General features: G+C 65.1%; 17 protein-coding genes. 4 read left to right on the forward strand and 13 right to left on the reverse strand.

Annotated features, from left to right (window positions below):
• Nucleotides 1–224: 224 nt before the first annotated feature.
• Entirely contained in the window at nucleotides 225–1,172 is a 948-nt protein-coding gene (locus tag AC0L30_RS40595; protein WP_473406610.1) for a hydroxymethylglutaryl-CoA lyase, read from the reverse strand.
• A complete protein-coding gene (locus AC0L30_RS40600; protein ID WP_473406611.1) occupies nucleotides 1,169–2,362 on the reverse strand; it encodes a CoA transferase in 1,194 nt (397 codons plus the stop codon). The genes AC0L30_RS40595 and AC0L30_RS40600 overlap by 4 nt, the downstream gene beginning before the upstream one ends.
• A 192-nt stretch (nucleotides 2,363–2,554) precedes the next feature.
• On the opposite strand from AC0L30_RS40600, the gene AC0L30_RS40605 reads away from it, so the two are divergent.
• A complete protein-coding gene (locus tag AC0L30_RS40605; RefSeq protein ID WP_473406612.1) occupies nucleotides 2,555–3,295 on the forward strand; it encodes a sulfate transporter family protein in 741 nt (246 codons plus the stop codon).
• 77 nt (nucleotides 3,296–3,372) lie between these two features.
• Here AC0L30_RS40605 and AC0L30_RS40610 read toward each other — a convergent pair whose 3' ends face one another.
• The 3 genes from AC0L30_RS40610 to nth are packed head-to-tail and all read right to left on the reverse strand — an operon-like array spanning nucleotide 3,373 to nucleotide 6,913.
• Nucleotides 3,373–5,001, reverse strand: a complete 1,629-nt coding sequence (locus AC0L30_RS40610) for an MFS transporter (protein ID WP_473406613.1) — start codon at nucleotides 4,999–5,001, stop codon at nucleotides 3,373–3,375.
• Nucleotides 4,988–6,124, reverse strand: coding sequence for an HlyD family secretion protein (locus tag AC0L30_RS40615; RefSeq protein WP_473406614.1), 1,137 nt, complete (start codon nucleotides 6,122–6,124; stop codon nucleotides 4,988–4,990). The genes AC0L30_RS40610 and AC0L30_RS40615 overlap by 14 nt, the downstream gene beginning before the upstream one ends.
• Nucleotides 6,125–6,160: 36 nt before the next feature.
• Nucleotides 6,161–6,913, reverse strand: a complete 753-nt coding sequence (gene nth / locus AC0L30_RS40620) for an endonuclease III (RefSeq protein ID WP_473406615.1) — start codon at nucleotides 6,911–6,913, stop codon at nucleotides 6,161–6,163.
• A 22-nt stretch (nucleotides 6,914–6,935) separates the two neighbouring features.
• On the opposite strand from nth, the gene AC0L30_RS40625 reads away from it, so the two are divergent.
• Entirely contained in the window at nucleotides 6,936–7,469 is a 534-nt protein-coding gene (locus AC0L30_RS40625) for a DUF2244 domain-containing protein (protein ID WP_007598508.1), read from the forward strand.
• 56 nt (nucleotides 7,470–7,525) lie between these two features.
• Nucleotides 7,526–8,422 carry a methylated-DNA--[protein]-cysteine S-methyltransferase gene (locus tag AC0L30_RS40630; protein WP_473406616.1) on the forward strand — a complete coding sequence of 299 codons (897 nt, stop codon included), beginning with the start codon at nucleotides 7,526–7,528 and terminating at the stop codon, nucleotides 8,420–8,422.
• A 153-nt stretch (nucleotides 8,423–8,575) separates the two neighbouring features.
• Here AC0L30_RS40630 and AC0L30_RS40635 read toward each other — a convergent pair whose 3' ends face one another.
• From AC0L30_RS40635 to dnaK, 8 genes are all read right to left on the reverse strand, one after another.
• Nucleotides 8,576–9,199, reverse strand: a complete 624-nt coding sequence (locus AC0L30_RS40635; RefSeq protein WP_007598504.1) for a 2,3-bisphosphoglycerate-dependent phosphoglycerate mutase — start codon at nucleotides 9,197–9,199, stop codon at nucleotides 8,576–8,578.
• Between the two features lie 18 nt (nucleotides 9,200–9,217).
• Nucleotides 9,218–10,033 carry a 4-hydroxy-tetrahydrodipicolinate reductase gene (dapB, locus tag AC0L30_RS40640; protein WP_354171982.1) on the reverse strand — a complete coding sequence of 272 codons (816 nt, stop codon included), beginning with the start codon at nucleotides 10,031–10,033 and terminating at the stop codon, nucleotides 9,218–9,220.
• 261 nt (nucleotides 10,034–10,294) lie between these two features.
• A complete protein-coding gene (locus AC0L30_RS40645; protein ID WP_027566211.1) occupies nucleotides 10,295–10,606 on the reverse strand; it encodes a DUF1330 domain-containing protein in 312 nt (103 codons plus the stop codon).
• Between the two features lie 95 nt (nucleotides 10,607–10,701).
• Nucleotides 10,702–11,415, reverse strand: coding sequence for an orotidine-5'-phosphate decarboxylase (pyrF, locus tag AC0L30_RS40650; protein ID WP_007598498.1), 714 nt, complete (start codon nucleotides 11,413–11,415; stop codon nucleotides 10,702–10,704).
• 6 nt (nucleotides 11,416–11,421) lie between these two features.
• Nucleotides 11,422–12,000, reverse strand: coding sequence for an NADPH-dependent FMN reductase (locus tag AC0L30_RS40655; RefSeq protein WP_473406617.1), 579 nt, complete (start codon nucleotides 11,998–12,000; stop codon nucleotides 11,422–11,424).
• Between the two features lie 57 nt (nucleotides 12,001–12,057).
• Complete coding sequence (locus AC0L30_RS40660) at nucleotides 12,058–12,657, reverse strand: class I SAM-dependent methyltransferase (RefSeq protein WP_007598495.1); 600 nt, start codon at nucleotides 12,655–12,657, stop codon at nucleotides 12,058–12,060.
• Nucleotides 12,658–12,745: 88 nt separating this feature from the next.
• The gene (gene dnaJ / locus AC0L30_RS40665) at nucleotides 12,746–13,879 is read right to left on the reverse strand and encodes a molecular chaperone DnaJ (RefSeq protein WP_007598494.1); all 1,134 of its coding nucleotides are present in this window, start codon (nucleotides 13,877–13,879) and stop codon (nucleotides 12,746–12,748) included.
• Nucleotides 13,880–14,136: 257 nt separating this feature from the next.
• Nucleotides 14,137–16,038, reverse strand: coding sequence for a molecular chaperone DnaK (gene dnaK / locus AC0L30_RS40670; protein ID WP_007598490.1), 1,902 nt, complete (start codon nucleotides 16,036–16,038; stop codon nucleotides 14,137–14,139).
• Nucleotides 16,039–16,433: 395 nt separating this feature from the next.
• On the opposite strand from dnaK, the gene AC0L30_RS40675 reads away from it, so the two are divergent.
• A complete protein-coding gene (locus AC0L30_RS40675) occupies nucleotides 16,434–17,375 on the forward strand; it encodes a hypothetical protein (RefSeq protein ID WP_219681933.1) in 942 nt (313 codons plus the stop codon).
• Nucleotides 17,376–17,573 lie beyond the last annotated feature (198 nt).

The raw sequence follows: 17,573 nt of genomic DNA on the forward strand, positions 1-17,573 counted from the left end.
CCCCCCCCCCCAACCCCACCCCCCCCCCCCCCCCCCAAAAACCCCAACCCCCCCCCCCCCCCGGGGGGGGGGGGGGGGCCCCCCCCCCCCCCCCCCCCCCACGGGTGAGGAGTATGTGTCCGCGACTACTCCTCTTCGAGCTCGCGGAGAGCCACCCCTCATCCGGCGCTTCGCGCCACCTTCTCCCACAAGGGGAGAAGGGAAGAGCGTTCCACCCTGCGGATTTAAGCCGCCTTCGCCGCGCTCCCACCCGGCAATCCCGCCCGGGCGAGGCCGCCGTAGAGCTGCTCATTCGGCATTTCCTCGCGCAGGATCCTGCGCACCGCGATCAATTTCTCCAAATCGATGCCGGTCGCAAAGCCCTTGCTCTCGCACAGGAACACGAGATCCTCGAACACGACATTGCCGGTCGCGCCGGGAGCGAAGGGGCAGCCGCCGAGGCCGCCGAGCGAGCCGTCGAGGATACGCGCGCCTTCGTCGAGCGCGGCGGCCGCGTTCGCGATGCCCATGCCGCGGGTGTCGTGAAGATGGATGCAGATCGGCTTTGACCCTGCGAGCTTCACCGCGGCCCGCGTCAGCTCCGCCACCTGCTTCGGCCCGGCATAGCCGACGGTGTCGGCGATGCCGACGAAATCGACTCCAGCATCGAGGCACTTGTCGACCAGCCGGAGCACCTCCGCAGGGTCAACCGCCCCGGTGATCGAGCAGCCCAGCGCCATCGAGATCGCCGCGTTGACCAGCGGCTTGTGGCTGGTGGCATCGCGCAGCTCGCACAGGCGTTTCAGATTGGCGATGGCGGACTCGCGCGAGCGGTGCGCATTGGCCTGGCTGTGCTCTTCCGTTGCCGAAACCACGGAGGCGATTTCGCCGACGCCTGACGCCAGCGCCTCGTTCACGCCGCGTTCGTTGAGCGCAAGCGCGATGCCATGCGCGCCGGGCAATGAAGCGACGGTCGCGACGACGTCGCGAACATCGACGAATTGCGGAAACGTCTTTGCCGGCAGGAACGAGCCGACCTCGAAATGCCGCACGCCGGCGGCATATTCCTCGCGCACCCAGCGCTGCTTGGCGTCGGTCGACGGAATTGTCTTCACGAGCTGGAGCCCGTCGCGCAGGCCGACTTCGCGCAGGCTGACGCGCTCTGCGGGGTAAATCTCCTCAATCCGGCTCATGCGCGCCTCCCTGTTGTTTTTGACGTGACGTCTTCGTTTTCGCTGTCGATCTCGGCGCGAACGGCCGCGGTGTCGGCTCCGAGCGGCGCGACCTTCAGGCCTTCGCCGATATGGCTGCCGTTCCATTCGATCGGCAGCGCCGGCACCCGGAACGGCTTGCCGTCGGCGGTGACATTGTTGACGAGCCCGCCCGGCCGCAGCACATGCGGATCGGTGAAGAGATCCTCTGGCCGGTTGATCGGCGAAAAGCAGATGTTGAGCGCATCGAGCCTCTGCGACAGTCTTGCCACGTCCCATTGCCTGATGATGTCGGCGGCGCGCGGAATGATCCGCCCACGCGCCAGGATGCGATCGGTCGTGGTGCGCAAGGCGGGATCATCGAGGAATTCAGTCAGGCCGAACTCGCGGCAAAAGCTCTGCCAATGGCCTTCGGTGACGACGCCGATGAAGATGCGCTCGCCGCTGGCGGTCTCGAAGATGTCGTAGATCGGCCACGCATGCTCGCGCTCCGGCATCGAGCGCGGCTTGTTGCCGGTCATCTCGTATTCGACCATGTGCTGGGCAACCAGAAACAGGCAGTTCTCGAACAGGCCGATGCGGATGTCGGCGCCGTCGCGTTGTCCCCCGCGCTTCTGATAGAGCGCCGCGAGGATCGCGATCACGCCGAACATGCCGCCCATGATGTCGTTGGCGGACGAGCCGACACGCTGGGGCTTTTCGCTGGTGCCGGTCATGGCGGCAAGGCCCGCCATCATCTGCACGACCTCGTCTAGCGCGGGCCGGTGCTCGTAGGGACCGGAGAGGAAACCCTTGTGGCCGGCGATGATCAGCTCCGGATGCCGGCGGCGCAGTTCGTTCGCGCCAAGCCCCTGCTTCGCGAGCTGGCCGTCGCGAAAATTCTCCAGGAACACGTCGGCCGTCGCCAGCAGCCGGTGCATGGTGTCGAGATCCTCAGGCTTCTCGAAATCCAGCACCACGCTGCGCTTGCCGCGGTTGAACAACGGGAAGAAAGCGGTGCCCATGCCTCCCAGGCTCCGGGTCTTGTCGCCCGCGGGCGGCTCGACCTTGATCACGTCGGCTCCGAGCTGCGCCAGGATCATGCCGCAGGTCGGGCCCATGACCATGTGGGTCATCTCGATGACGCGCACGCCTGCAAGCGGCAATCCGGCCACCGATTCTTCCGTCGCCATATGCGCCTGTTCCTTTGCCCGGCTGGTTCCGCTTGTTGTCAAGCGGGTTGGTGAAGCAACGGTCTTGCCGAATTCATCGTGGCTTCGTTGATGCGGGCGGTCAATCCGGCCATAAGCGGTGCCGCCGATCTCCCTTGCCGAAGTGGCCCGGGGTGTCTACCTCTCGCGGGTGATTTCGTGAGAGGTACTCCCATGCTGGATGCCGCCGTCAAGGCGCTGTCGCAAATGATCTCGCCGCCGATGCGCTCGATCCTGTGGCGGTCGATCGGCGTCGCACTGGTGCTGATCATCGTGCTGGCGATCGGCTTGCAGCGGCTCCTGAGCTGGTCTGCGACCTATGGCGAGGCCTGGCTGGAAGGCCTGCTCGGTCCGGGCTGGCACTCATCGCTCGAGGTGTTGTCCTGGATCATTTCGATCGCCGCGGGCTTCGGCGTCGTGTTCGGGGCTGTGTTCCTGATGCCCGCCATCACCTCGCTGGTGGCGAGCCTGTTCGTCGACGACGTCGCCGACATCGTCGAGCGCGAGCACTATCCGGCGGAGCGGCCGGGCGTCGCGCTGCCGTTCAGCCAGGCGATCTACGAGGGCGTCAAGACCGCGCTGCTGACGATCCTGGTCTACCTGATCGCGTTGCCGCTGGTGCTGTTCGCCGGCGCCGGTTTCCTGGTCTTCTTCCTCGCCACGGCCTGGCTGCTCGGCCGCGAATATTTCGAGCTCGCGGCGATGCGGTTTCGCTCGCCGGAGGAAGCCAAGGCGATGCGGCGCGACAATGCCGCGACCATCTTCACCGCGGGCCTGTTCATCGCAGCCTTCGTCTCGATCCCGATCGTCAATCTGGCGACGCCGATCTTCGCCATGGCCTTCATGGTCCACATGCATAAGCGGCTCTCAGGCCCGCGGCCCGAGCTGATCGAGCCGGCGCGACAGATGCGGTGAGGGGACGCTCCCTCTCCCGCTTGCGGGAGAGGTGACCAACCCCGTCGCGCGATCGGGCGAACCAACCATCGTCGCATTCAGGCGACCTTCACTCCGCATCTGCGCAACAGCATCCTGGCGAAGCCGAACGGCGCCGGCGTGAACGGGCCGGGCGGGGCACGGGTAACAAGCGCGACGACGCCGAGCGCGGCCATCGCGACCCAAAAGCACAGCCAGAAGCCGTCGATATAGGCGAGCACATTGGCCTCGCGCTGAACCAGGCCCGCGAGCGTGCCGACCGCGCGTGCCTGGGCCGAACCCGCACCATGAGCCGCAAAATGGTCGGCGAGCCGTTTCAGCATGCGGACCACATCGACGTCGCCGACGCCGAGATTCTGGCCGAGATAGAAGGAATGAATCTGCTCGCGGACGCGCAGCCACGTCCCCATCAACGCCACGCCGATCTCGGCGCCACCGAGCCGCATGATCTGGATATAGGCGGCAAACGAGGTCGCACGGCTCGGATCGGAATTGGACAGCAGCGTGATGATCAGCGGCAGCAAGGTCAGAGACTGCCCGATCGCCTGGAGCAGCACGATGCCCGCGAAATCCTCGCGCGCCCAATCATGGCTGAGCTGCGTGCCCCAGAGATTGGCGGCAGCGAAACAGGCAAATCCCACGACCACCACCGTCCGCGTATCGAAATGCCGCAGCAGCCAGATCGAGAGCGGCACCAGCACGAACATCGGCAACGCGCCGTAGGTGAGCAGCAGCAAGCCACTCTGCTCCGGCCTGAGCAGGGCGATGGTGGCGAGGAAGTTCGGCACCAGCGACGCGTTGGACAGGCTGGTCAGCGTGTAGAGCAGGATCAGGACCAGCCCCAGGCCGATATTGCGCGAGAACAGGACGTTCACATGCGCCCAAGGCTGCCGCACCAGGGATTCGTTGACGAGAAAACCCGCGACCAGCACCGCGCCGGCAATGATCAACGCCATCACGGTCCCCGATCCCAGCCAGTCCAGCCGATTGCCCTGGTCGAGCCCGGCATAGATCATCGAGACGCCGGCGCCGAGCAGCAGCATGCCACCCCAATCGGCCTCGCGCAGCAAAGCGCGATTCACCGGTTCGTTCGGCGTGCCCCAATAAACCATCAGGCCCATCAGGGGCGCGATCAGCACGCTCTGCCAGTACAGCCATTGCCAGCCGAGATGGTCGACATAGAAGCCGACCAGCGCGCTCGAGGTATCCAGCGCGAAGCCGACGCGGATCGAATAGATCGAGATCGCTGGGAGCCACCAGCGGATCGGCAAATTGCGGAACACGATCATCAACGTCGCCGGCACGAAGGTGCCGAGCAGGAGGCCATGCACGACGCTGAGCGCGAGCAATGTCGGATAGTCGTGCACGAACGGGATGATCAGCGAGACCGCGGCATAGACGAGGCTCGGGATACCGAGCACGCGGCGCAGGCCGAACACGGTGGCAAGCCAGGCCACCGCGGGCGCGATGAAGATCTGCGAGCCGATGCCTGCTGTGGAGAGCCAGGCGCCCTCGTCGAACGAGAGCGAGAACGCGCCGCGCAGGTCCGGCAGGCCTATTGTGGTCAGGCGGCTGTCGAAATTGGCGAGGAACGAGCCGAGCAGCACCGCCGCCACCGCAAACAAGGGCTGCGGCGCGACGCCGCCGCGCGAGAGCGGTCCGCGACTGGAATCGTCATTTTCCGCCATTGCCGGCCTTGGTGTCGATGCTGGTGACGACCGACATGCCCGGCACCAGCCGCGCCAGCAGCGGCTGGTTGTCGTCGAACTGGATGCGCACGGGAATGCGCTGCACGACTTTGGTGAAGTTACCGGTTGCGTTGTCCGGCGGCAGCAGCGCGACCTGCGCGCCGGTCGCGGGCGCAATGCGCTCGACCCTGCCGCGCAGCTTCTCGCGCGGGAAACTGTCGACGGTGATCTCGACTGGCTGGCCCGGTGCGACGTGCGTAAGCTGGGTCTCCTTGTAGTTCGCGATCACGTAGACCTTCGGCAACGGCACAACGTTGATGAGATTGGTGCCGATGTTGACGTAGTCGCCAGGCTGGACCTGCCGCTCGCCGACGACGCCGTCGAACGGTGCCGATATCTTGGTGTAGCCGAGCTTGAGCTTCGCACTCGCCAGTGTTGCCTTGGTCGCTTCGAGATCGGCGGCGCGCTGCTTCCTGGTGCCTTGCAGGACCTCGAGCTGGTGCTGCTGGGCCGCGATCACGGCGCGGCTCGCGCGCACGTCGGCCTGCGCCTTAGCGTAGCCTGCGACCGCCTGCTCGAACTTCTGCCGCGTGCCGGATTCGGTCTGCGACAGCGATTGCTGGCGCTCCTGCTCCTGCCGCGCCTCAACCTCCACGGCTTCGGCCGAGAGCCGCGCGGCTTGCGCCTGCGCGATCGTCGCATATTGCAGCTCGATCTGATTGGCCAGATTGTCGAGCACGGCCTGCGCGGCGGCGACCGCCGCTTCGGACTGCGCGACTTGCGCCTCATAGTCGGCAGGATCGATCTGGATCAGGAGATCGCCGGCATTGACGCGCTGGAAATCGGTGACCCCGACGGTCAGCACCTCGCCGGAGACGCGACTGGCAAGCCGCGTCAGCTCGGCGCGCACATAGGCGTCGTTGGTGGTCTGGACCGCCGAATTGCCGACCCATTCGTCGAAGCGCTGCGTTGCCAGCGCGACGAAGCCGAGCGCGACGATCACCGCGAACAGCGGAATCGCGAGCCGGCTCCACAGTGAACTCGCCGGTCGCTGCGTTGGCTTCGGTGGCGGCGCCGGTGTAGCAGGAGGTGGTGACGGCGAGATTTGTTCCTGCTGACTCACGCTAGACTCCAAAAACCACTTTCCCGAACGCTATTTTCAGACCGTCTTTTCCGGCCACCGGCAGAGATCGTTGATCAGGCAAACCTCGCAGCGCGGCTTGCGCGCGAGGCAAGTATAGCGGCCATGCAGGATCAGCCAATGATGGGCATGCAGCATGAACTCGGCCGGGATCACCTTTTCGAGACCGAGTTCGACCTCCAGCGGCGTCTTGCCGGGCGCAAGTCCGGTGCGGTTGCCGACGCGGAAGACATGCGTGTCGACTGCCATGGTGTGCTCGCCGAACGCCATGTTGAGCACGACATTGGCGGTCTTGCGCCCGGCGCCGGGCAGTGACTCGATCCCGGCGCGCGTACGCGGCACCTCGCCGCCGAACTCGCTGAGCAGCTTCGCCGACAGCCCAATGACGTTCCTGGCCTTGGTGCGATAGAGCCCGATGGTCTTGATGTACTCGCGCAGGCGTTCCTCGCCGAGGTCGAGCATCTTCTGCGGCGTGTCGGCGATCGCAAACAGCGCGCGCGTCGCCTTGTTGACGCCGGCGTCAGTCGCCTGTGCCGACAGCACCACGGCGACCAGCAGCGTGAACGGATTGACGTGCTCGAGCTCGCCTTTCGGCTCCGGGTTGGCCTTGCGGAAACGGCTGAAGACCTCGTGCACCTCGGGCGGTGTCCAGGGTTTCATGGCCTTGAGGGATTTCTTGCCGGGGGCCTTGGGCTTCGCGGCGGCCGCCTTCGCCTTTTTCTTCGGCACGGACGTTTTGCGCGGGGCCGGCTTGCGGGTGATTTTCGCCATGATCGGGATATACTGAGGGACGATGAGCACAGGCAATGAAATTGCGCGCGAACGATCGGGAAGCGAGGCTGAGCCTCAGATCTTTTCCGCGCGCCTGACGCCGCACCGCTCGCTGAACCGCACCGGCTTCCTCGCGGTGATGCTGTTCCTGAGCGCCGTCAGCTTCGTCACCGGCCTCGTCTTCCTGATGATGGGCGCGTGGCCGGTGTTCGGCTTCTTCGGCCTCGACGTGCTGGTGATCTGGTGGGCCTTCAAGGCCAATTTCCGCGCGGCGCGGGCCAGCGAAGAGATCGTGGTCACGCCCTCTGAATTACGCGTGCGGCGCGTCAGCCAGCACGGCCAAATCGTCGAATGGACCTTCAATCCGCTCTGGGTCCGGCTGGACATGGAAATCGACGAGGATTTTGGCATCGAGCACCTCTATCTGATCTCGCGAGGTCACCAGATCCAGATCGCCCGCTTCCTCGGACCGGATGAAAAAGCAAGTTTTTACAAGGGTTTGGTTGAGGCATTAAATGCCGCCAGGCGCGGTCCGACCTACAATCCGGTGACCTGATTTGCGGATCGGAAATCGGGTGGTTTCGCACCCTGCCCTCTCCTACATTTGTCGTCATGATGACACTCGCGATACATGACCAGCGCCTGGCCGGGCCGGGCTCCCAGAACGCCGCGATGCGCGACTATGATTCCGTGCGCCGGGCGATCGCCTTCATTTCGGAAAACTGGCGCGCGCAGCCGACCATCGAGGCGATGGCGGATGCGGCCGGCGTCACCCCGGACGAACTGCACCATTTGTTCCGCCGCTGGGCCTCGATCACGCCGAAGGCGTTTATGCAGGCGCTCACGCTCGATCACGCCAAGGGCTTGCTCAGGGATTCCGCGAGCATCCTCGATGCGGCGCTCGACTCGGGCCTGTCGGGTCCGGGGCGCTTGCACGATCTCTTCGTCACGCACGAAGCGATGTCGCCGGGCGAATGGAAGAACGGCGGCGCGGGGCTGATCTTGCGCTATGGCTTTCATCACTCGCCGTTCGGCACTGCGATCGTGATCGCGACCGATCGCGGATTGTCGGGACTTGCTTTCGCCGATCCCGGTGAGGAACAGGTGGCGCTTGCCGATATGACGCGGCGATGGCGGAACGCAACTTACGTCGAGGATCACGAAGGCACCGCAACGCTGGCGCAGCGCATCTTCGACACAAAGCTCTGGCGGCCGGACCAGCCGCTGCGCGTGGTGATGATCGGCACCGATTTCGAGGTCCGGGTGTGGGAGACGTTGCTGAAGATCCCGATGGGCCGCGCGGTGTCCTATTCGGACATCGCCTGCAACATCAACAGCCCGAAAGCCTCACGCGCCGTCGGCGCCGCCGTCGGCAAGAACCCCGTGTCCTTTGTCGTGCCCTGCCACCGCGCTCTCGGCAAGAGCGGTACGCTCACCGGCTACCACTGGGGCATCACCCGCAAGCAGGCGATGCTGGGCTGGGAGGCCGGGCAGCTGGGGATGCAGTAAGACTGTCATCGGCAAAGTTTCGTAGGGTGGGCAAAGGCGCGCACTTCGCGCGCCGTGCCCACCATCGTTCCGCAATCGCTGCATGGTGGGCACGCTACGCTTTGCCCACCCTACAATTCTGCGTGCTTAGCGCGGCCTAGCCGCCCCTCATCTTCAGCCCGCCAGATCCAGCTTCGAGGCCACCGTCGAATCCGCATTGAGGCGGTAGATGATCGGCACGCCGGTGGCGAGCTCGCGCTTCAAAATGCCTTCGGGCGAGAGCTTTTCCAGCACCATGATCAGCGCGCGCAGCGAATTGCCGTGGGCGGCGACCAATGTGCGCTTCCCGTTGAGCACGCCGGGCAGGATCTCCTGCACGTAATAGGGCAATGCGCGCGCGAGCGTGTCCTTCAGGCTTTCACCGCCGGGCGGTGGCACGTCGTAGGAGCGGCGCCAGATCAGCACCTGGTCCTCGCCCCATTTCTTGCGGGCGTCGTCCTTGTTGAGCCCCGAGAGATCGCCATAGTCGCGCTCGTTCAGCGCGAGGTTCTTCGTCGTCGGCAGGCCCTTCTGGTCGAGCTCGCCGAGAATGAGATCGAGCGTGTGCTGTGCGCGCGTCAACACCGAGGTGTAGGCGACGTCGAACACGAGGCCCTGCGCCTTCAGCTTGCGGCCGGCTTCCGAGGCTTCCTTCACGCCGAGCTCGGTGAGATCAGGGTCCTTCCAGCCCGTGAACAGGTTCTTCAGATTCCATTCGCTCTGACCGTGCCGCACCAGCACGAGAAGACGTTCGCTCATTGATTGCTTCCGTTTAGTTCAAATGTCAGACAGGCCGAGCACGTCGGCCATGGAGTAATGCCCCGGCTTCTTGCCGTGCGCCCAGAGCGCCGCCTTCAGCGCGCCGTGGGCGAACAGCATGCGATCCTCCGCGTGATGCGACAGCGTCAGGCGTTCGAACGGGCCGAGGAAGCTCACGCTGTGATCGCCGGCCGCGGTGCCGCCGCGCAACGACGCAAAGCCGATGTCGCCGGGCTTGCGCGCGCCGGTAATGCCGTCGCGGCCGCGATCTGCATGCTCGTCGAGCGCGATGCCGCGGCCGGTCGCCGCCGCCTGGCCCAGCATCAGCGCCGTGCCCGAGGGCGCATCGATCTTCATGCGGTGATGGGTTTCGACGATCTCGATGTCGAAGCTCTCGTCGAGCGCCTTGGCGACGCGCTTGACCACGGCGGCGAGCAGATTGACACCCAGGCTCATATTGCCGGACTGCACCACGACGGCGCGGTTGGTGACGCTCTTGATCACGGCGTTGTCGGAGCCCGACAGGCCGGTCGTTCCGACCACGTGCACGAGGCCGCGCTCGGCGGCGATCGCGACATTGGCCAGCGTCGCCGCCGGCACGGTGAAATCCAGAATGCCGTCGGCGTCCTTCGACAACGCCCAGAGATCGCCGGACAGTTTGATGCCATTGGCCGGCAGGCCTGCGAGCACGCCGGCATCCTTGCCGAGCAGCTCCGATCCCGGCGCCTCCAGCGCGCCTGCCAGCACCGCGCCTTTGGTCTCGGCAATCGCCCGCGTCAGCGCTCGGCCCATCCGGCCGCCGGCTCCAGCAACGATCAAGCGCATGTCGGACATGGTGCGATCCTCTCGCGGTTGTTGTAGCGGGGGGATGCAGTTCCGGCAACCAAGGGGGATTGGGGGCAGGCGGGCTTCCGCCCTCCCCTGGAGCGCGGTCGCTTGCGGCCATCCTTCGAGACGCCCGCCTACGGCGGGCCCTCAGGATGAGGTCGGAATCCGTGGCAACAAATTCGACGGGCGCCGATACTGCTTAGCCTCATCCTGAGGAGACCGCGGAGCGGTCGTCTCGAAGGACGAGGCGCGCGCGCAGACCCAGCCTCAGCCGTCCGACGGCTGCGGGCCGTCATAGCCCTCGATGATGATGAGGTCGGCGACGGAGTGCGGCTGGCGCACCTTGATGTTGGCCTGGTATTCCGGCGAGTTGTAGCAGGCGATCGCGGTCTCGTAGTCCGGGAATTCGATCACGACGTTGCGGGTGCGGCTGGCGCCTTCGACGGTGGTGAACTTGCCGGCGCGGACGACGAAGCGGCCACCCCATTTCTTGAAGATCGGACCATTGGCGACGGCATAGGGCTTGTAGCCCTCGTCACTGCTCACGTCGACACGTCCGATCCAGTAGCCTTTTGCCATTGTTCTTCTCCCTGTGTTGTTGGGCTTCTATTTGAGCATGATCTGATCGGAAAACCGCTGCACACTTTGCGCTAACGCGGCCCTTCGGGTCCAGATCATGCTCCGAGTGCCTCGGCGATCTCGCTCTGGATCGCCTCCGCGATCGCCTTGGGGTCCGTGGCTTCCACCACCGGCCGCCCGACGACGAGATAGTCCGCGCCGGCCGCAATCGCGCGGCCCGGCGTCATGATGCGTTTCTGATCGCCGCTCGCCGCGCCCGCCGGCCGGATGCCGGGGGTGACGAGGCTCATCTGGTGGCCGACGATCTTGCGCAAGGCTCCAACTTCCTCGGGCGACGACACCAGCCCGTCGATGCCGAGCACCTGCGCCTGCTGGGCGCGCGCTTCGACGAGCTCGGAGACGCCGAGCCGGAAGCCTGCCGCGTGCAGATCGTCCTCGTTGTAGGAGGTCAGAACAGTGACGGCGAGGATCTTCAGGTTCGAGCTGCCGCGACCTTCGACGGCACCTTTCATGGTCTGCGGATAAGCGTGCACGGTGAGGAAGGTCGCGCCGAGCCTGGTGATGCTGTCGACGCCCTGCGCCACGGTGTTGCCGATGTCGTGCAGCTTGAGATCGAGAAAGACCTTCTTGCCCTTGTCGGCGAGCTTGCCCACCAGCGGCAAGCCGCCGGCATAAGCCAGCCGATAGCCGATCTTGTAGAAGGTGACGCTGTCGCCGAGCCGGTTGACCATCGCTTCCGCGGCGTCAACGCCGGGCAGATCGAGCGCGACGATCAGGCGGTCTTTCGGGGCGATCTCGGCTGGCGTCATGTCACCTCACATCATGCGTTGGGAAAAATCGATCAACTGCCGCACCAGTTCCTTCAACGCGGCGATATCGCCCTCGTGCTTCAGCCTGTCCATATCGTCATAGGCCTGGTCGGCAAAGGCGAGCGTCAGCTGGCTGGCAATCACATTGGCGTGGCAGGAGGTCAGGATCAGACGCAACGCTTGCAGCGCGCGAGCCGCGCCAAGCCGGCTCTGCGAGGCGCCGGCGAGCGCGAAGACGCGGTTGCGGAACACCTCGCCGCGCGGCTCGTGCAGCTCATGCACGCGACTGACCCAGTCGATCGCGTTCTTCAGCAGCGGCGGCACCGAGGCATTGTATTCGGGCGAGACGATCAGCACGCCATGATGCGCGCCGATCATGCGCTTGAGATTGATCGCGTGCTTGGGCACACCGGACTTGGCCTGCAGGTCGCCGTCATAGATCGGCAGCGGAAAATCGGCGAGCGAGACGCGGGTGACGTCGACGCCGGCCTGGTCGAATGCATAGGCGGCGACCGCTGCCAGCTTCGCGTTGTGCGAGCCGGTGCGCAGGGAGCCGGGAATGATCAGAATTTTCGGTGCGGACATCCGCTTCCATGCGTTCGGCGAAACGAGCCCGCCACGCAAACAGCAATGCCGGCGGAATTAGTCCTTGCGATACACCCAGACGCGGGCCGGCGGAAGGTTCATCCAGATCCGTTCGGAGGCCTCTGTGGACACGCCGGGCAGCGATTTCGGAATCGGCGGCACCACCGCGTAGGTGAACTGGACGAAGGGCGCACCGGGCGCCAGGGCCGTGAAGGCGTCGCGGATCAGCCGCAGCCGCGTCAGCATCGGTTTTGTGACCAGCGGCAGGCCCGAGACGACCGCGGAGGCCGGCGCGCTCAGCACGTTCCACAGCGTGTCGCGCAGGCGATAGGCATCGCCCTGCACCACCTTGGCCTGCGGATAGCGGTCGCGCAGCAGGGCGCAGAAGCCCGGATTGTATTCGACGAGGACGAGACGCTTCTGGTCGACGCCGCGCTCGACCAGGGCCGAGGTGATGGCGCCGGTGCCGGGGCCGAGCTCAACCACCGGTGCGTCCGAATTGACGTCGACGTAATGGGCCATGGTCCGGGCCAGCAGCTTGCCCGACGGCATCACCGCACCCATGTGGAGGGGCTTTTCGATCCATGACCGGAGAAAACGCACCTCGTCATCGAGACGGGGCTTCTTCAACGCACGCGCGGACGATGGCAATGGCATGTCGGGACCGGCCGGGACCGCGTGACCGCGGCGTGTCAGAAAATGGTCATAAAGACGTATAGGCCGAAGGCGGCACGGTCAAGACGCGTCAACTCGCCCGATTACCGAAGAAATCCTTGACCTTGGTGAAGAAACCCTCGGATTCCGGCTGGGTGTTGCCGGAGGAGAGCTTGTCGAACTCGGCCAGCAATTCCTGCTGCTTTTTGGTGAGGTTCTGCGGGGTCTCGACCACGACCTGAACGTACATGTCGCCCATTTGGCGCGAGCGCAGCACCGGCATGCCTTTTGATGCGATGCGGAATCGGCGGCTGGACTGGGTCCCGGCTGGGACCTTCACCTTGGTCTTGCCCTTCTCGATGGTCGGCACCTCGAACTCGCCACCAAGCGCCGCCGTCACCATCGAGATCGGCACACGACAATGCAGATCGGCGCCGTCGCGCTGGAAGAACTGGTGCTGGGCCAGCGACAGGAAGATGTAGAGGTCGCCGGGCGGGCCGCCGCGGACCCCGGCCTCGCCCTCGCCGGCGAGCCTGATCCTGGTGCCGTCCTCGACTCCAGGGGGAATGTTGACCGACAGATTCCGCTCGCGGGTGACGCGCCCCTGACCCGAGCAGGACGGGCAGGCGTCCTCGATCATCTGGCCGCGCCCCTGGCAGCCCGGACAGGTCCGCTCCAGCGTGAAGAAGCCTTGCGACTGCCGTACGCGTCCGGCGCCGCCGCAGGTCGAGCAGGTCTTCGGCTTGGTGCCGGCCTTGGCCCCGATGCCCGAACAGGCTTCGCAAGTGACCGAGACCGGAATCTCGATCTGCGCGGTCTTGCCGCCAAAAGCTTCCTCGAGCGTGATTTCCATGTTGTAGCGCAGGTCGGCGCCGCGCTCGCGGCCGCCACGGCCGCCGCGCTGTCCGGCCATGCCGAACAAATCTTCGAAAATGTCGGAAAAGGAGGAGGCGAAGCCCGCGCCGAAACCGGCGCCGCCACCGCCGCCCTGCTCGAAGGCGGCATGGCCGTAACGGTCATAGGCGGCGCGCTTGTCCTTGTCTTTCAGGACCTCGTAGGCCTCGTTGATTTCCTTGAACTTGACTTCGCTGGTGTTGTCCCCGGGATTACGGTCGGGGTGAAACTTCATCGCCAGCTTGCGGAACGACGATTTCAGGACGGAATCGTCGGCATCGCGTTCGACTTCGAGGGTTTCGTAGTAGCAGCGCTTGGTGGACGTGGACATGATGAGCTCAGTCTATCCGATCGCGATTCAAGTCGGAGCGAAGCAACGTCGCCATGCAACGATATAGGCAGCCTTCCGCCTCGCGACAGAGGATTGCATGGCAGTGTTCAGAATAACGGCTGGGAATTGATCGATCGTAACGGGCCCAAATTTAAAGCCTTGGTCCGTCGAGCCCGACACGATGGCCTCCCCCGCGAGGGAGGAGGCCGTTGGCGCGTGTGGGGTCCAAGCCGTCCGCATCATCACCCTCGCGGGGTTCAGGCGGACTTCTTGTTGGTCTTGTCGTCGTCGACTTCGGTGAATTCCGCGTCGACGACGTCGTCCTTGGCCGCGTCCTTCTTGGCGTCGGCCTCGGCCTGCTGCTTGTACATGGCCTCGCCGAGCTTCATCGATGCCTGGGCCAGCGTTTGGGTCTTGGCCTTGATCGCTTCGGCATCGTCGCCCTTCAGCGCTTCCTTGAGGTCGCTGACGGCATCCTCGATGGCGCGGCGCTCAGTCTCGGCGACCTTCGAACCGTGCTCGGCCAGTGCCTTCTCGGTCGAATGCACAAGTCCGTCCGCGTCGTTCTTGGCAGTCACGGCCTCGCGGCGCTTCTTGTCCGCCTCAGCATTGGCCTCGGCGTCCTTGACCATCTTCTCGATGTCGGCTTCCGACAGACCGCCAGAGGCCTGGATGCGGATCTGCTGCTCCTTGGACGTGGCCTTGTCCTTGGCCGAGACGTTGACGATGCCGTTGGCGTCGATGTCGAAGGTCACCTCGATCTGCGGCATGCCGCGCGGGGCCGGCGGAATGCCCATCAGGTCGAACTGGCCGAGCATCTTGTTGTCGGCCGCCATTTCACGCTCGCCCTGGAAGACGCGGATGGTGACCGCGTTCTGGCTGTCCTCGGCGGTCGAGAACACCTGGCTCTTCTTGGTCGGGATCGTGGTGTTGCGGTCGATGATGCGGGTGAACACGCCGCCCAGCGTCTCGATGCCCAGCGACAGCGGGGTCACGTCGAGCAGCAGCACGTCCTTGACGTCGCCCTGAAGCACGCCGGCCTGGATCGCGGCGCCGATCGCCACGACTTCGTCCGGGTTGACGCCCTTGTGCGGCTCCTTGCCGAACAGTTGCTTCACGACTTCCTGGACCTTCGGCATGCGGGACATGCCGCCGACCAGCACCACTTCGCCGATCTCGGCGGCGGTGAGGCCGGCATCCTTCAGCGCCTTGCGGCAGGGCTCGACGGTCTTCTGGACGAGGTCATCGACCAGCGCCTCGAACTTGGCGCGGGTGAGCTTCATCGTCAGATGCTTCGGGCCGGTCTGGTCCGCGGTGATGAAGGGCAGGTTGATCTCGGTCTGCGTCGTCGACGACAGCTCGATCTTGGCCTTTTCAGCGGCTTCCTTCAGGCGCTGCAACGCGAGCTTGTCGTTGCGCAGGTTGATGCCCTGCTCCTTCTGGAATTCGTCGGCGAGATAGCCGACGAGGCGCATGTCGAAGTCTTCGCCGCCGAGGAAGGTGTCGCCGTTGGTCGACTTCACCTCGAACACGCCGTCGCCGATTTCGAGAATCGAGATATCGAACGTGCCGCCGCCGAGATCGTACACGGCGATCGTGCCGGCCTTGGTCTTGTCGAGGCCGTAGGCGAGCGCGGCCGCGGTCGGCTCGTTGATGATGCGCAGCACTTCAAGGCCGGCGATCTTGCCGGCGTCCTTGGTCGCCTGGCGCTGGGCGTCGTTGAAGTAGGCGGGCACGGTGATGACGGCCTGGTCGACCTTCTGGCCCAGATGGGCTTCCGCGGTCTCCTTCATCTTCTGCAAGATGAACGCCGAGACCTGCGAGGGCGAGTAGGTCTGGCCGTCGGCCTCGACCCAGGCGTCGCCGTTGGAAGCCTTCACGATCTTGTACGGAACGAGCTTCTTGTCCTTCTCGACCATCGGGTCGTCGTAGCGGCGGCCGATCAGGCGCTTCACTGCGAAGAACGTGCGCTCGGGATTGGTGACCGCCTGGCGCTTGGCCGGCTGGCCGACGAGGCGCTCACCGTCGTCCGTCACGGCGACGATCGAAGGCGTCGTGCGCATGCCTTCGGAATTCTCGATGACTTTGGCGTTCTTGCCATCCATTACGGCGACGCACGAATTCGTGGTACCGAGGTCGATCCCGATGACCTTTCCCATGGTCCTATATCCTTGTTTTTGCGGCAGGCTGGCTGGGCCCAGAAGGCACCCGAACCGAAACCCCCTAAGATCAAACATTCGCGATATTGCGATGGTTGGGGGTCATATAGGAGGGGGGGAGGTGCCTGCAAGGACCGAACGCAAGTTTCGGCCGTGAAAACATTGGGTTTTGGAAGAACATATCCGGGCTGCACCGCCCTTGCGGGTGAGGAAATATTAACAGGTCCCGCGATCGGCCCGCATCCGTCACAGCATCCCGCCCCGCCCTGTTGCGGCCAGACCAAAACCGCTAAAAGGCGGGCAGCCGGCCGGGCTCGTCATCAGGCCGCCTCGCGCGACAAAACGGCCGGCCGGCCACCATCGAACGGCCTCAATGTGAACCAATCAGAGTGCCCATGAAGCTGATCCGCCCCCTCGCCGCGCTCGTCCTCCTCGTCGCCTCTGCGCTTCCGGCTCTGGCTGCCGACGCCGTTTTCCCACCTGGCTTGCGCCTCGGCATGGTGCCATTGGTCGGCCTTAACACGGCCAAGACTTTTCCCGGCTTCGAGAGCGAGGACGGCAGCGTCAAGGTGCTGATCACAGAGCTGCCGCCGGCGGCCTATGGCGAGGTCGTGAGCGCCTTCAACTCCAATCCGGCCGGAGCCAACGGCGTCAAGCAGGACAAGATCGAGACGCCCGCGGGACTTGCCTATTTCACCACCGAGAGCGGCAAGGCCGGCGAGACCCCGGTGCGGCGCTATTCGATGATCGTGCCGGGCGCCGGCTTCTCCGGCTATGTCGCGGTGCAGATTCCCGAGAATGCGGTCAAGATCTACACCGACGAGGCGGTGCGGCAGATGTTTGCGAGCGTCGTCACCCGCAAGCAGGTCTCGGCCGACGAGCAGATCGCGCTGATGCCGTTCAAGATCACCGATCTCGCCGACTTCAAGGACGTTCGCACGCTGGCGCCGGGCTCGAGCATCATCCTGGCCGACGGCGACGAGAGCTCCGGCTATGAATCGAAGCCGTTCATCATCCTCGGCGTGATCGGCGCCACCCCGCAAGCCGCCGACGACCGCGCCCGCTTCGCCCAGGAGGCGGCGCTCCAGATCCCCGGCGTGCGCGAGTCGCGCGTCACCATGTCCGAGCCGATCCGCATCAGCGGCCAGCAGGGGTTCGAGACCCGGATCGACGGCGTCAGCGGCAAGGACAAGACGCCGGTGACCGTGGTGCAGTGGATCCGCTTCAGCAGCGGCGGCGCCTCGCTGCGCATCATCGCCAGCGCCCCGCGCGAGCAATGGCCGACTGCCTTCACCCGCTTCCGCGCGGTCCGCGACGGCATCCAGCCAAAGGGCTAGCAGCATCTGCGCATGAGATGCGCTCCCTCCCCCGCTTGCGGGGGGCTGGGGAGAGGGTGTCGCCGCAAGGGGACAATCCCCCAGAGGATAGAACCCTCACCCGCCGCGCTCTACGAGCGCAGCGACCTCTCCCGCAAGCGAGGGCTTTGCGTAAATCGCGAATCTGCGATTCTCTAAGAGACATCTGAAGAGGATCTG

It is taken from the genome of Bradyrhizobium sp. MI1.11 (genome assembly GCF_055811255.1).

What these genes read in the sequence shown, in the direction of transcription:
- nth (WP_473406615.1), bottom strand. Translation starts at nt 6,913, where the DNA reads ATGGCGAAAATCACCCGCAAGCCGGCCCCGCGCAAAACGTCCGTGCCG.
- pyrF (WP_007598498.1), bottom strand. Translation starts at nt 11,415, where the DNA reads ATGACGCCAGCCGAGATCGCCCCGAAAGACCGCCTGATCGTCGCGCTC.
- AC0L30_RS40635 (WP_007598504.1), bottom strand. Translation starts at nt 9,199, where the DNA reads ATGAGCGAACGTCTTCTCGTGCTGGTGCGGCACGGTCAGAGCGAATGG.
- dnaK (WP_007598490.1), bottom strand. Translation starts at nt 16,038, where the DNA reads ATGGGAAAGGTCATCGGGATCGACCTCGGTACCACGAATTCGTGCGTC.
- dnaJ (WP_007598494.1), bottom strand. Translation starts at nt 13,879, where the DNA reads ATGTCCACGTCCACCAAGCGCTGCTACTACGAAACCCTCGAAGTCGAA.
- AC0L30_RS40675 (WP_219681933.1), top strand. Translation starts at nt 16,434, where the DNA reads ATGAAGCTGATCCGCCCCCTCGCCGCGCTCGTCCTCCTCGTCGCCTCT.
- AC0L30_RS40655 (WP_473406617.1), bottom strand. Translation starts at nt 12,000, where the DNA reads ATGTCCGCACCGAAAATTCTGATCATTCCCGGCTCCCTGCGCACCGGC.
- AC0L30_RS40645 (WP_027566211.1), bottom strand. Translation starts at nt 10,606, where the DNA reads ATGGCAAAAGGCTACTGGATCGGACGTGTCGACGTGAGCAGTGACGAG.
- dapB (WP_354171982.1), bottom strand. Translation starts at nt 10,033, where the DNA reads ATGTCCGACATGCGCTTGATCGTTGCTGGAGCCGGCGGCCGGATGGGC.
- AC0L30_RS40660 (WP_007598495.1), bottom strand. Translation starts at nt 12,657, where the DNA reads ATGCCATTGCCATCGTCCGCGCGTGCGTTGAAGAAGCCCCGTCTCGAT.
- AC0L30_RS40595 (WP_473406610.1), bottom strand. Translation starts at nt 1,172, where the DNA reads ATGAGCCGGATTGAGGAGATTTACCCCGCAGAGCGCGTCAGCCTGCGC.
- AC0L30_RS40625 (WP_007598508.1), top strand. Translation starts at nt 6,936, where the DNA reads ATGAGCACAGGCAATGAAATTGCGCGCGAACGATCGGGAAGCGAGGCT.
- AC0L30_RS40630 (WP_473406616.1), top strand. Translation starts at nt 7,526, where the DNA reads ATGATGACACTCGCGATACATGACCAGCGCCTGGCCGGGCCGGGCTCC.
- AC0L30_RS40610 (WP_473406613.1), bottom strand. Translation starts at nt 5,001, where the DNA reads ATGGCGGAAAATGACGATTCCAGTCGCGGACCGCTCTCGCGCGGCGGC.
- AC0L30_RS40600 (WP_473406611.1), bottom strand. Translation starts at nt 2,362, where the DNA reads ATGGCGACGGAAGAATCGGTGGCCGGATTGCCGCTTGCAGGCGTGCGC.
- AC0L30_RS40605 (WP_473406612.1), top strand. Translation starts at nt 2,555, where the DNA reads ATGCTGGATGCCGCCGTCAAGGCGCTGTCGCAAATGATCTCGCCGCCG.